This window comes from Bacillus sp. CCNWLW194, assembly GCF_037120585.1.
Taxonomy (GTDB): Bacteria; Bacillota; Bacilli; order Bacillales; family Bacillaceae_G; genus Bacillus_A; species Bacillus_A basilensis.
In genome coordinates this window covers 72,707-85,329 of sequence record NZ_JBBBBL010000004.1, presented here as the reverse complement: position 1 = coordinate 85,329, position 12,623 = coordinate 72,707, and the positions used below count along the sequence as shown (strand labels likewise).

Annotated in this window: 17 protein-coding genes; 5 read left to right on the top strand and 12 right to left on the bottom strand. The window is 33.2% G+C overall.

All coding sequences use genetic code 11. The features are described from left to right. Nucleotides 1-100 precede the first annotated feature (100 nt). The 4 genes from V7S50_RS09605 to secA form a co-directional block, all read right to left on the bottom strand. Entirely contained in the window at nt 101-1,966 is a 1,866-nt protein-coding gene (locus tag V7S50_RS09605; protein WP_336376178.1) for an ATP-binding protein, read from the bottom strand. Between the two features lie 76 nt (nt 1,967-2,042). Continuing rightward, nucleotides 2,043-2,693 (bottom strand): hypothetical protein, encoded by a 651-nt coding sequence (locus V7S50_RS09600; protein WP_001109581.1) that lies wholly within the window; start codon nt 2,691-2,693, stop codon nt 2,043-2,045. Between the two features lie 192 nt (nt 2,694-2,885). Next, entirely contained in the window at nt 2,886-3,473 is a 588-nt protein-coding gene (locus V7S50_RS09595) for a hypothetical protein (protein ID WP_242298394.1), read from the bottom strand. A gap of 105 nt (nt 3,474-3,578) precedes the next feature. Further along, a complete protein-coding gene (secA, locus tag V7S50_RS09590; RefSeq protein WP_336376179.1) occupies nt 3,579-5,975 on the bottom strand; it encodes a preprotein translocase subunit SecA in 2,397 nt (798 codons plus the stop codon). Between the two features lie 155 nt (nt 5,976-6,130). Between secA and V7S50_RS09585 the strand changes: the two genes are divergently transcribed. Genes V7S50_RS09585 through V7S50_RS09565 form a run of 5 tightly spaced genes read left to right on the top strand, consistent with a single transcriptional unit; the run spans nt 6,131 to nt 7,845 of the window. Beyond that, entirely contained in the window at nt 6,131-6,343 is a 213-nt protein-coding gene (locus V7S50_RS09585; protein WP_336376180.1) for a hypothetical protein, read from the top strand. 14 nt (nt 6,344-6,357) lie between these two features. Continuing rightward, nucleotides 6,358-6,609, top strand: coding sequence for a hypothetical protein (locus tag V7S50_RS09580; protein WP_336376181.1), 252 nt, complete (start codon nt 6,358-6,360; stop codon nt 6,607-6,609). A gap of 15 nt (nt 6,610-6,624) precedes the next feature. Continuing rightward, nucleotides 6,625-6,954, top strand: coding sequence for a hypothetical protein (locus tag V7S50_RS09575; RefSeq protein WP_336376182.1), 330 nt, complete (start codon nt 6,625-6,627; stop codon nt 6,952-6,954). Further along, entirely contained in the window at nt 6,954-7,397 is a 444-nt protein-coding gene (locus V7S50_RS09570) for a YopX family protein (RefSeq protein WP_336376183.1), read from the top strand. The genes V7S50_RS09575 and V7S50_RS09570 overlap by 1 nt, the downstream gene beginning before the upstream one ends. 22 nt (nt 7,398-7,419) lie before the next feature. Continuing rightward, nucleotides 7,420-7,845 carry a hypothetical protein gene (locus tag V7S50_RS09565; RefSeq protein WP_336376184.1) on the top strand — a complete coding sequence of 142 codons (426 nt, stop codon included), beginning with the start codon at nt 7,420-7,422 and terminating at the stop codon, nt 7,843-7,845. A gap of 113 nt (nt 7,846-7,958) precedes the next feature. Here the strand turns inward: V7S50_RS09565 and V7S50_RS09560 are convergent, their stop codons facing one another. The 8 genes from V7S50_RS09560 to V7S50_RS09525 form a co-directional block, all read right to left on the bottom strand. Further along, on the bottom strand, nt 7,959-8,237 hold the full coding sequence (locus tag V7S50_RS09560; RefSeq protein WP_336376185.1) for a hypothetical protein: 279 nt from the start codon (nt 8,235-8,237) through the stop codon (nt 7,959-7,961). A 185-nt stretch (nt 8,238-8,422) separates the two neighbouring features. Then, entirely contained in the window at nt 8,423-9,799 is a 1,377-nt protein-coding gene (locus tag V7S50_RS09555) for a C40 family peptidase (protein WP_336376186.1), read from the bottom strand. Nucleotides 9,800-10,031: 232 nt separating this feature from the next. Continuing rightward, the gene (locus V7S50_RS09550; RefSeq protein WP_242248220.1) at nt 10,032-10,463 is read right to left on the bottom strand and encodes a hypothetical protein; all 432 of its coding nucleotides are present in this window, start codon (nt 10,461-10,463) and stop codon (nt 10,032-10,034) included. A 133-nt stretch (nt 10,464-10,596) separates the two neighbouring features. Further along, nucleotides 10,597-10,914, bottom strand: coding sequence for a hypothetical protein (locus V7S50_RS09545; RefSeq protein ID WP_336376187.1), 318 nt, complete (start codon nt 10,912-10,914; stop codon nt 10,597-10,599). A gap of 238 nt (nt 10,915-11,152) precedes the next feature. After that, on the bottom strand, nt 11,153-11,407 hold the full coding sequence (locus V7S50_RS09540) for a hypothetical protein (protein ID WP_336376188.1): 255 nt from the start codon (nt 11,405-11,407) through the stop codon (nt 11,153-11,155). Beyond that, a complete protein-coding gene (locus V7S50_RS09535; protein WP_242299129.1) occupies nt 11,404-11,547 on the bottom strand; it encodes a hypothetical protein in 144 nt (47 codons plus the stop codon). Before V7S50_RS09535 ends, V7S50_RS09540 begins: the two co-directional genes overlap by 4 nt. Before the next feature lie 330 nt (nt 11,548-11,877). Beyond that, entirely contained in the window at nt 11,878-12,078 is a 201-nt protein-coding gene (locus V7S50_RS09530) for a hypothetical protein (RefSeq protein WP_336376189.1), read from the bottom strand. A gap of 164 nt (nt 12,079-12,242) precedes the next feature. Further along, nucleotides 12,243-12,623 (bottom strand): hypothetical protein, encoded by a 381-nt coding sequence (locus V7S50_RS09525; protein ID WP_336376190.1) that lies wholly within the window; start codon nt 12,621-12,623, stop codon nt 12,243-12,245.

Sequence of the window (12,623 nt, the reverse complement as noted above, 5' to 3'; positions counted from 1 at the left end):
CTGTTTCTTATAATCTCTTTATTATAGTAATATGAAACGTTTTTTACTAAAAGTTATGAAGGTAACTTTTATTTGAATTACAAAAGAGAAAGGCAGGATTTTACCCTACCTTTTTCTCCATATATTCACTTCCAAATGATGTTTTTTTCTCTACTACAATACCTAAACGAGTCATCTTAGTTAATTCGTTAGCAATATCAACCATTGATACACTTCTTCCTGCTTTTTCGTTAATATCTTCATGAATTTTTGGAAGTTTCCCCATTTTAATAGGTAAAAACTCTTTTAATACTTTACTTAAATCATTCTTTTCCATATCCTCGATAAACATATGAAACTCGTCAAATGGGTCAAGCATATGTGGTGATTTTGTAAAGGTTGTACGGAATCGAACCGCAAATGTTTTAGGTAATGTTGCAGAGGAGACAAAACAATGACCTGATGGTAACTCTGGTAAACGTTTCATTTCATCTTCTGTCAAATTCGTTTCTTTTCGAACCATTTCCATATCGTCTGCTGTATTTAAACGATAGATAAATTTTGTATTCAACTGTGCCACAATTGTCGGGTCTAAAGCATCTGGTTTTTGTGTACAGAAAATCTCAAACACACCATATTTACGAGCTTCTTGTGCAATCTTTTTCAACACCTTTTTCGTAGGTGAAGAATGACGTGGTGCAAAGTTATGTGCTTCATCAACAATAACGAAAAACATTGGAAAGAACTCAGGTCTCTCTCCACCATGTTCTTGATAATCTTGATAGTCTCTACGTTTTTTATAGAGTTTTTTTAGAATATATGAAGCTACCATTTGTTGTCGTAACATATCTCCTCGAATCACTGCAATTTTCCCTTGCTTCATCGAAGATTCTACACCATCAACATCGCCTACAAAAATATTTGTAGATTCTAAAGCATCCAATTTCCAAGATAATGCTTGTAAGGTTTTACTTCCTGAAACCCTATTTTTATTTCTTGTGTAAAGTAACACTTGCTCATCTGTTAATTCATCTTCAGGTGATGTTTGTTTTCCAAATTTAGTACTTGGTTTGGGGTTTTCATGTACTTCAAAAGCTACTTTTAAATTGATAACTTTGTTTTTCAAATGTGCTAACGTATCTCCTTTTTCATATAAAACTTCTAATGCCCCTCGTTGTGGTTCTGTTAATTCTCCCACGAAATCAAATAGACTCATCAGTTCATCCAATTTTAATTCATGGAAATTAATCCCCACATCTCTTCCAATATAAAAAATTTGGTTTCTATCTTGAAAATTATGAACAAGATTACTATCTAAACCATTTAATCCATCCATTGGCTCCACAAAATTCATTTCATTATGAGGGTCAAATGCTACACCTGGAATACGAATCTTTTGAATCTCCTCTTCAATTACTCGTAATCCAAATGTTTTACCTGAACCTGATGTTCCAAATACACCAATATGGGGATATTCTCGGAATTTGCGATAGTTCAACACAAAAGGAACACCCTCTTGATGAACGGCTCCACCGCCCTTCCACAGAGGCGAAATATTTGTTAATTCTTGCGGTAAATTGGATTGCATTTCTTCTGTACCTAAGATAACTCCTAAAGTTAAAGCATCTGATGTTTTTGCATGAATTAATATTTTCTCCATTTCCTTAAATGTGGTATCTCGAACAATTTCATTTGGCGTTACTGGTTTTGTTAAAGTCTTCAAAACTTTTACTCTTGCAATGTGAGTCTTTCTATCATTTACAATCTCTTTTGATAACCCTTTTACAATATCCAATGCAAATCCTTCAGGCATGATAGACTCTGATAAAAATGGAACTGTAGTTGTATTTAAAACTTCAACAGGTAAATCCCCATGTAATTCATCATTAATCATTAAATATTCATTTTGAATAAATGGCTTATCTTGTGAAACAATGTAAACTTCTCGTACTGTGGTTTTCCCCATTACAAATCCTCTATTTGCCACGTAAAAACCTCTCCTTTTCTATTTGTCGTGTCTTACTCTACTTTTAATTCTATTTTTCTTAAAGGAAGCAGGAAGATTAATCTATCTTCTCTGCTATTGTTGTTCCGTTTTCATCTAACTCCATACGAAATACACTGTCAGACACAAGAGGCATATACGTATCCTCATGTGACACGAGGAATGTTTGCCTTCCTGTATAGTCAACTAACTCCCTAATAAGATGGGCTGTATTCTCTGATGGCTCTTTGGAAACATATTTGGTAGGCTCATCTAAGAAGAATCCCGCTTTATTATTGTCTCCTACAAGTAAATTGACTGATGCAAAAGTAGCTAATGAAACAATATCCGCTCTTCCCCCACCATCTTCTTGAGCAGGGTCTGTTTCCACTACTTCATTTGGATACTGTGCTTTTACTAATACATCTGCAACGGGAACACCACGGGCACTATCTAACTGAATATCTACTGAAAGATTGTCACCCATAACCATTTGCAAGGATGATGTGGCTGTTTGCGAAAGAATCTCTTTTCCGTTCTCTCTTGCTTCTTTTGATGCCCTTTCTAACAACTCTTTCATCATCGCATGATGTTCTTGTTTCCCCTTTAAACTCTCTAAAAGACTTTCATTTTCTGCGAACTGCTTTTTATGTAAATTTAATGTACCTAAATCGGTATGATATTTGTCTTTCATATTACCCAATTCCTTGATAATGTCAGAATAATTCATGTCATCAACTCCCTTTTGTTAAAAATACAAAATCTTTAAAATATGCTTCATCTATTGTTATTGATGAGATTTTTGTCTCTTTATCACATACAGTACATATTGTTTTATTAGCGATTAGCTGATAAGCCATCGAAGAAGAGTTGTCCTTGAAAAACGAGAGTCCAAGCTTCCCCCCACATTCACATTTCGTAATCATACTGATACTGGATATTTTTCTTTTATATATGTAATCACCTTATTTGCATCTACTTTGGCAAAATCCGAATCAATATCAGGTAACTTCGCTTTGGCACCATCATTTACGTTCACGTCTAAAGGAATCATACTTGGTACATTATCTAAACTTTCAGCATACACAACATAAGCCATTAAGCTAAACGATTTCTCAATACCATTGAGGTCTACAACCATCTCATGATTTCGAATCATATTTCGATTATCCTTGGTTTCTGACCAAACTTCCCCATCTCGTGAGATAAATCCACTCTTTCTAAGTTCGCCTGTAAATACACAGTTAATGCTATCAATGTAATTACTCTCATCGGCTTTATACCATACACGAATTCTTTCATTTTTCTTAAACCCTTTTACTATTTCATACAGGTATTTATAGTTTTCGATGATAATCCAATTCTCTATCAATTCTTTTACTGACATACCTAATGTTTTGCAACGTGTATACTCACCGTTTTTAAATGTTTTATAATGAACACTGTATCCGAAACTTGAAGGAGTTAAATGCCCTACAACATCACTGTTCCTATTTTTTGCATATACCATATCCACCACTCCATTTTATCATTGACTATAGTATATAACATATATACTTTTAAGTAAAATATTTTTTATGCAAAAAGGAGCTCTTTTTGAGCTCCCTTTCCTTATTTATGCTATTTCCTTCACATTTTCAATGATTTCTTCCTCTACAAAGCGAATTCTCATAAGAGCTTGTACCATTTCAACTTGGATTTTTTCTCCTAATTCATTGAATAATTTACTACTTGCAAACAAGAATTCTTCTATTGGTTTCTTCTGATTGTACACTGCTAATTTAACATCTTGTTTCAAATCTGTTAAAGAATCAATATGATGAATCCAATTTTTATCCACGATTTCTAATAGAATTTGCTTCATTTGTTCTTGAATTTCATTTTGAACCACAAGCTCTTTTTTCACTTCAAAGGCATCCATACAATTCTGTAATACAGATTCTTTGATTTCTTCAATATCCTTCTGTAATGCATCATCCACATTGACTACACCAATCATTGAATATTTCATTTCTAAAGTACGTTTCATTTCTTCCAATGCAGGTTGTAAATCTTCATCTTGTCCAAATTCTTCATACTTGTGGAGTTTTTCAGCAATTACTGATTCAAAGGCATCTCTGGCCATACTTTCTAACTGTCCTACGATATCAAAGTTTGGTTCTAATACATCGTCCCTTTGTTGATAAATGACTTTTCGTTGTTCGTTAATAATAGAATCGTATTTCATCGTTTCCTTACGAGCATCATAATGCATTGCTTCTAAATTTCGTTGGCACTTACCAATCGCTTTTGTAAGGAATTTATTTTCCACTGCATCATTATCATCTTTAGGCATAAGTGAAATCATTTCCTTAATTTTATCTGATGCAAATACTCGCATTAAATCATCTTCAAAAGAAACATAGAAACGACTAATCCCTTTATCACCCTGACGACCAGAACGACCTCTTAACTGGTTATCAATTCGTCTATTATCATGACGTTCAGAACCAATAACTTTTAAGCCACCAACCTCTGTAACACCTTCACCTAACTTAATATCTGTACCACGACCTGCCATGTTAGTAGCAATTGTAACTGCTCCTTTTTGTCCTGCATTCATAATGATTTCAGCTTCAATATCATGAAACTTTGCATTTAAAACTTGATGAGGGATTCCCTCTTTTGTTAATAAGTCTGATAACTCCTCTGATTTTTCAATTGTCGAAGTACCAACTAATACAGGCTGTCCTTTTGCGTGTGATTTTTTAATATCTTCCACAATAGCAATAAATTTTGCTTTCTCTGTAAAATACAACTTATCTTGCTTATCTTTTCGTTGCACAGGCTGATTTGTAGGAATGACAACAACCTCTAAACCATATGTTTCACGAAATTCAACTTCTTCCGTTTCTGCTGTACCTGTCATACCTGATAATCGCTTATATAGTAAAAAGAAGTTTTGATAGGTAATAGAAGCTAATGTCTTATTTTCTTCTTGAATTCGAACACCTTCTTTTGCTTCCATCGCTTGGTGTAATCCATTCGAATATCGTCTTCCTTCTGACACACGTCCTGTATGCTCATCAATAATAAAGACCTCTCCATCTTTCACTAAGTAATCTTTATCTCTTTTAAAGAAGTAGTGAGCTTGTAGCGATTGGTCTACATGATGACGAATTGTAGTATTCTCTAAATCCGCATAGTTTTTCATACGGAACATCTTTTCTGCTTTTTCCATACCGCTATCAGTCAACATAACAACTCGAATCTTTTCATCTACTGTATAGTCATCCTCATGTAAAGAACGGACAAACATATCTACAATTGCATACCATTGAGAAGGTTCTTCGCCTGGTCCTGAAATGATAAGCGGTGTACGTGCTTCATCTAATAGAATGCTATCCACTTCATCGACAATACAGAAATGTAGAGGTCTTTGCATCTTATCTACTTTTCTCTTCACCATATTGTCTCGTAAATAATCAAATCCAAGTTCTGAATTGGTAATATAGGTAATGTCTGAATGGTAAGCTTCTCGCTTTTCTTCCATTGTTAACTCACCTGTAATTACAGAACTACTTAGTTGTAAGAAATCATATAGTGGCTTCATAATACCTAAATCTCGTGTTGCTAAGTAATCATTTACTGTTACAACATGTACTCCTTCACCACTAAGAGCATTCAAATAAACAGGTAGTGTGGCAACCAATGTCTTCCCTTCACCTGTCTTCATTTCTGCTACATTTCCTTCATGTAAGATAATTCCACCAATTAATTGAACCTCGTAATGCCTCATTCCTAACACTCGACTGGAAGCCTCACGACATACAGCAAACGCTTCTGGCAATAGGTCGTCAACCGTTTCTCCCTTTTGGAGACGATTTTTAAACTCTGCTGTTTTCCCCTGCAATTCTTCATCTGACAAGGATTTCATTTCATCTTCTAATGCAACAATACTTTTGATTTGTTTTGTTACTTTCTTCACTTTACGTTCAGAATTTGTTCCGATTATTTTATATAAAAGATTCATTATATCCGCTCCTAACTACGTTCTTTATTCCTTTATAGTATCACCATTTATAGACTTTAGTCAACGAATCATCTATTTTAAGTAAAAAATATTTTACATTATACATTGACTATAGTAAAATCTAATTATAAATAATGATGAAGGAAGTGCAATGTATGATGAGACCTCGAAAATTCGAATATTTATTAAGTATTCGAGCTTTTTACAAAAGCAATTTTGAAGATTTAAATGTAAACGTTAATAGTTCAAGAAGATTACATAGTGGAAAGGCAATTCAAGATATACATAACATGATAAAAAAAGACCTTAACGCAGAAAAAGTAATAATCAATCATATTCATCTCATACGAGAAAAACGTGCTTTATAAAGGTGAATAGCCCCATGAAATCAAAAAGAATACGAGCTATTTTGAAAGCAACAGGATATAACCAAAAAGGGAACTTATATATAAAACCTTGCATTTGCTTAAATTGTAACGGTTCAGGTGTTTGGCATGGGTGGATATCAAAAGGAATGTATCCTCATGTTGAAACTTGGTATGAACCACCAGAGACTTGTTCTTGGTGTAAAGGAACAGGTACAGATACTGAAGTGACATGCGTTGAAGCTGAAAGAGACATACCATTTCAATAGAAACGAGGAACAATCATGGACAAATCAAAATTAGCATTAGAAGGAATTATTCAAGTGTATCAAAATGAATTTTTAGCAGAATACAAAGAAGATGATAAAAAAGAAATGAGAATCATTCTTTTAGAATTAATCTTAGAGATTACTCGTGTTCAAAATGACTTTCGTTATTGTAGCAAAAAAAATTGCCCTTGTTGTCCTGATGTACATATTGCAAAAATGGTAAAGCAGTACAATGACCAATTAAAGAAAATTTTTAATCCATATATCCTATCAGATGTAAGTCCTATCTTAATTTTGGACTACTTAGATAGCTTTAATTTAGAAAACAGTAAGGAGATTTCATAATGAAAGAACCAAAGTTCAAAGGATTTAGCACGGAAACAAATCAATGGCATTTCGGATTTGGATATTACATTAACAATTACACTGATAAATTCAAAGCAGAGAAAGGTATAACTGATAACATCACTCTCTACACTGAATGTAGTCCTGTCATTGTTGAAATGGAATCTGTAGGTCAATATGCCACTACGGTAACAGATATTAACCGTACCCCTCAAGAATTGTTTGCAGGAGATATTATTCGTTTTCGATACAAAGGTGAATGGAACCCTTGGTCTAAACCTATGGTAATTGAATGGGGTGGTGATAAGTATCCTGCATTTGATGTAAAAGGTCATTCATATGATTGCAATTTACTATCACTATTCGTCAAAAGCGGTGAATATGAAATTGAGTATTTGGGAACTGCTTATGAAAATCCCGAACTACTAACCTCTTATAAATAAAAAAAGTAAAGGATGAAGAAAAATGTTAAACACGAAATCAATTCAAGATATGGCAGATAGATATACAGCATACCAACAATGTTTTCAACATGGAGAATCAGAGAACCCTTGGGATAAAGCTTACGAAAAAGCAGTAGAGTGCATGGATGATATTCCTAAATTAATTGATGACGTAACCTACTTGCGAAGTCTAATTAAAGGATTGCAACGGGTGAAAGTTCATACATGCACAGTTCCATCATCTGACTGTTGGTATAAAAATAGAATAAACGAAGAGTTCTTTTTATGTCCTTTAACAGAAGGACATTCCGATAGATATCATGTACTTGTAAACGTTGAAGGTCAAATAAAAATTTGTCCAATTAAAAAAGAAGATGTTTCGTTAGTTGGACAACTACTATTACTTGATGAAGCTCATTTTCCACTTATTAATCACAACCGTAAATAATATATAAATCAGAACAAAGACCTATTGTCTATTACAATAGGTCTTTCTCACTTATATGTAACATATACAAACTGTAAGAGGTGTATACACTATAAGTTATCATTTATGAATTTTTAAAACCCAAAGAACATTGCCCCTCCTATCATCCATATAAATGGTGTGAAAAATAAAACGGCATTTAATATCATTCCAAATTTCGACCATGAACTTTTCTCGTTTTTAAAAGAAAAATGAGCTAAAGCAAATCCAATTGGACAAAGTATCAGTGGAAAGAAAATAGGTAGTCCTTCCAAAATAGTTGGGATAACCTCACATAAAAAATTAATAATGAGCATCGTTAATACAAGGGGTATCAATATGGATATAATCGTTCTTATCTTTTTTACATTCACCGTAGCATCCCTCCTTTCACCATGAAAAGTATAATTATTGTTATTGTACATGTTTTAGAATCTACCTATAACCTTCTTATATACAATAGCAACCATAAATTAAAATTCATTTTATATTAGTCATCGTTATACCCATCAAAAAATCCCATACTCCTAAAAGTAAGGGATTCTATTAATCTACAATATTAGAACCGTTTAAATCCTAATAAGTGTTTCTTCCAATATGGACTATTAATATCTGAAATTGCGATTGTTGGTTCTTTCGCATTAATAAATTCATGGTCATTTAGCATGATGCCAATATGAGAAGGGCCCGCTTTGTACGTGCCTTGGAAGAATACAATATCACCCGCTTGAGGTGTTGCAACTTGTGTGAATCTATTAGAGTTCCAATATCCAGTTACATTCGTTCTACCAATACTAAATCCTGATTGATTCAATACATAGTAAATGAATCCACTACAATCCATTCCACCTACACTTGGATTTGAGCCACCCCATACATACTTCATTCCTAAGAATTTCTTAGAGAACTCTAACATTTGTTGTTTATTTCGACTTACTGGCTGTGTTACTTGTCCACCATTTCCAGATGTTATGTTCCCTTGATTTGGAGATTCATTTGTTTGAACTGTAAGACTCTTGCTAATAAATCCTTTTTGTCCATTAAATGAGATTTCTAACCAACCATTCACTTCTGATGTAGAGGTTACAACTTGTCCCATATGTAATTTTCCAATGATTGCAGACGCTGTTGTTCCACTTGCACGTACATTTAGTGTAGTTGTATTAACCTTGTAATCACTTGTTTTTGAAACTTGATTAGGAGTTTTCTTATGAATAGTATCTGTACCAATCTTCACAAAATCCTTACTTACAAATCCTGATGTATTATCAAATGAAATTTGATACCAATTCCCTGATTCTCCAGTAATTGTTACATTTTTCCCTCTTGTTAATCGACCAACCTTTCCAAATTGTGTACCTGCTCCTTCTCGAACATTTAACACGTCTGCCGTTACAATACCTTTTTTACCACCTGTTGTAGCCGTAGGATTTGTTGTAGCAGGTTTATTAGGCTGATTAGGTTGATTGTTACCTTTGTTTTGTGATTGGCGATTAGAGACAAATTGAGAGCTTACAAATCCCGCTTTTCCATAATAGTTAATTTTGTACCATTCTCCTTCTTTACCTGTCACACTAAGAGGATTCCCTTCAAATAAGCGACCAATCTGTTCAAACTGTGTACCTGCTCCACTTCGCACTTTTAACACATCTGCTGTTACTACATAACTACCATTTGAAGATACTTGAGTTTGCGTATTACCTCCTGTGTGAGGGTCTGAAACAACTAACTTATCTCCAACATGTAGTACGTTCGATTGCAAACCACTCCACTCCCGAACTTTGTTGTAATCTACACCATATTTATTGCCAACATCCCAAAGTGTATCCCCTTTTTGAACAGTGTGAGTCATCGCTTCTGCATTTACTGTTTGACCAAACATCCCTAAAGCACCTACAACCACGCACGTACCTAATCCTACAATTGACTTTTTCATTTATTACAGCTCCTTAATTCATTTCGTTCATTGACTATAGTGAATATGTTAACACGTACAAATACTATAGGCAATGTATTTTTTAAAAAATAACAGACGAATAGTCAATGGATTTAAAAACAAAACCCCTCCGAAACATAAACCTATATACACAAAAAAAGAAAAGACCTTCTTTTACAAAAAAATAAACAATAAAAAAGATAGTAGAACATATTGTCTACTACCCTAAAATTTATGATGCTAACCAACGAGAGAAGAAGTTTAGCAGTTCTGGAGCGAATAACACACCAGTATATACGAAAACGGAAATCCCCATTCCAAGAAGACCTTTTCCTACGAATCCAACTAAAGCCACGATAGCAAAAACGATAAATGCAATTACAGCTAATGGCTGAATAAAGGTTTGCAAGAACTTAACTACGTCATATCCTTTTCTTTCAGCCCAATTACTTGCTTGGTCAATAGAAACTGATGGCACTTCTTTATCTGGGGCATAATCAAATTTCCTACTATTTGTTTTAATAGCATCTCTATTGATTGCCTCTACCTTATTAGTTGTCACGCTCTCTTCTGCGTGAGCCTGTATTTGGACAAGTGGTAAAATGAGTAATACCGCAATCCAAAATGCAAAGAAGAGATTTTTTGGTTTTTCAATAACATGCATAGTTGCCACCACCTTTTCATTAAAATCTATATATTATAGATATAAAGATGGGCTTTCATAACCATGCATTGTCGAATTAACTCAAAAAAGAGTATGAAATTTTACATCTCATACTCTTTGCGTTTCAGTATTCTTAATCCATATTTTCTGGTATTAATCCCTCCACTGTTTCATCAACTAACTTCCACAAATAATCATTTGAGAATCCCCATTGTTTATAAATAATTTCCTGACACCTATTGCTTAATACAGCTCTATTACTCTCTTTATTTGAGAAACTCATTTTTTTGAATTCCTCTTTTACTAAAGCTATTACTCTCATATCTAATTCTGTATTATTTACTTCTCTTTGCTGTTCTTTTTCCAGAATCTCAACTAATCGTTCTTTTTCAGTAGTTGTTAAAGACAATAATTGACCACCTTTGATTTTATTAATCATTTTAGTTATCATAATATTCTCTCCTCTTTAAATTTAATTTATAAATTATAAATACCTAATTTTATTCTACTCATGTATTTTAGATTAATAAATCGGAATTTATAATTCATATCCTTTAACAAATAAAAAAGAAGTACAAGCCCCTATTTCTACGGATTCTTAGCACTTCTTAGTTGCTCTCATTTTTACAATGCGTTAAGCGTTTCATCTATTTGCACGTCTAAAATCACCATTCCATAAATAGAAAGTATTATCTCTTATAAGGAGGTAATTCTTCTTCCAGTTCCTCTACATCATTCATTAAGTCATCTATCCTATTTCTTAATCTCTTTGTTCTTTCTTTTTCTAATTTAAGTGCTGTTTCAAGTTCTTTTGTAATAAAAATAAACCTCTTAGCCAATTCTCGCAAGGCATCTTCTGTATATTTCTCACTTCTTAGTAATTCATCTAATTCTTCCATAGATAAATTTGTCAACTTTTTTGTATCAAAAATGACTTCGTTCATTCTTTCACACCTTCCTGCTTTAAATCGACTTTTTCTTTACTCTCTTCTTTAGGATTTTCAGATTTTTCACCATAAACATTTTTGATAGTGGTATTCCAACTCTCAAACCAAGTATCAGATTTCTTTTTTTCATCTTTCATGTTATCAACACTCCAATCAGTAAATCTCTACTTAATTTCTTCATTTTCTTTTATATATTATCATTTCTCATTGCAATATGAGATTCCTATATAATTTCCGTTCTTTTTCCGCACCTTCCACAGGTAACTATCATACCATCAGGCATGGGTACTGCTTTGAAATTATTATCATAAATTTCATCCGTTAAATCTATAAACGTGTCATGGCTTTCGCTATGATATTTTTCTTCCACTTTATAAGATTTCTCATTCTTGCAGTTACAAGTTAATGTAAACGATAGATTAATAATGTATCCTCCTTGTAGTATGACATTCTAACACTCATATACTTTAGATAATTTCTACTTTTTTCGTAAGCTTTGACCAATACGTTTTATCTTCTTCATTTCCAGGATGTCTATACTGTGTTGTTGGATTTGTTGCACTAAACCCTTGTTTTCGATATTTATTGATTTCTTTATTAACAACATCATATTCTTTGTCTTCAACATACATTTCTGTAAATTCAAATTTTTTAATTTCTACTTTCATAGTAATTCCTCCTTTCATACTCCTTTATCACAAATATCCTATGTGGAGAGATTTATAACGATTCCCTTAAGTACAGAAGAACCCCCACAGCTAAAGCGGTGGGAGTGGTTAGGTTACTATTTTTAATCTTAAATCTTTTCATTTCTTTTTACAATCTATTGCGACTAATTCCATTCTTTACACAAGTCATCATCATCTACTTCTTTATGTATTTTATTTTCTACACAAATCAATTGTGTACCCGTAGTCATGGAATGCGAACACGACAAACAAGAATAGTCTGGCTTTCCAATCCAACGAGAATCATTTTCTTTTTTCAATTCTTTGATTAACTCATTCTTATTCATTTTTGCATTTTCTTTTCTTCCTGTTATTTCCCATTTTACATCACTATACTTCCCCTCGCCTCGAATGATTGAAGGGGCTTCAGGTTGTGTCGCATCAAACTCTGCCATTTGTTCAATTGTCATACCTTCATCATAATCTTCCTTATTAGGCTCATATTCCCATGTTACAGTCATGGTTAACTTAATCTTCTCTGTCAT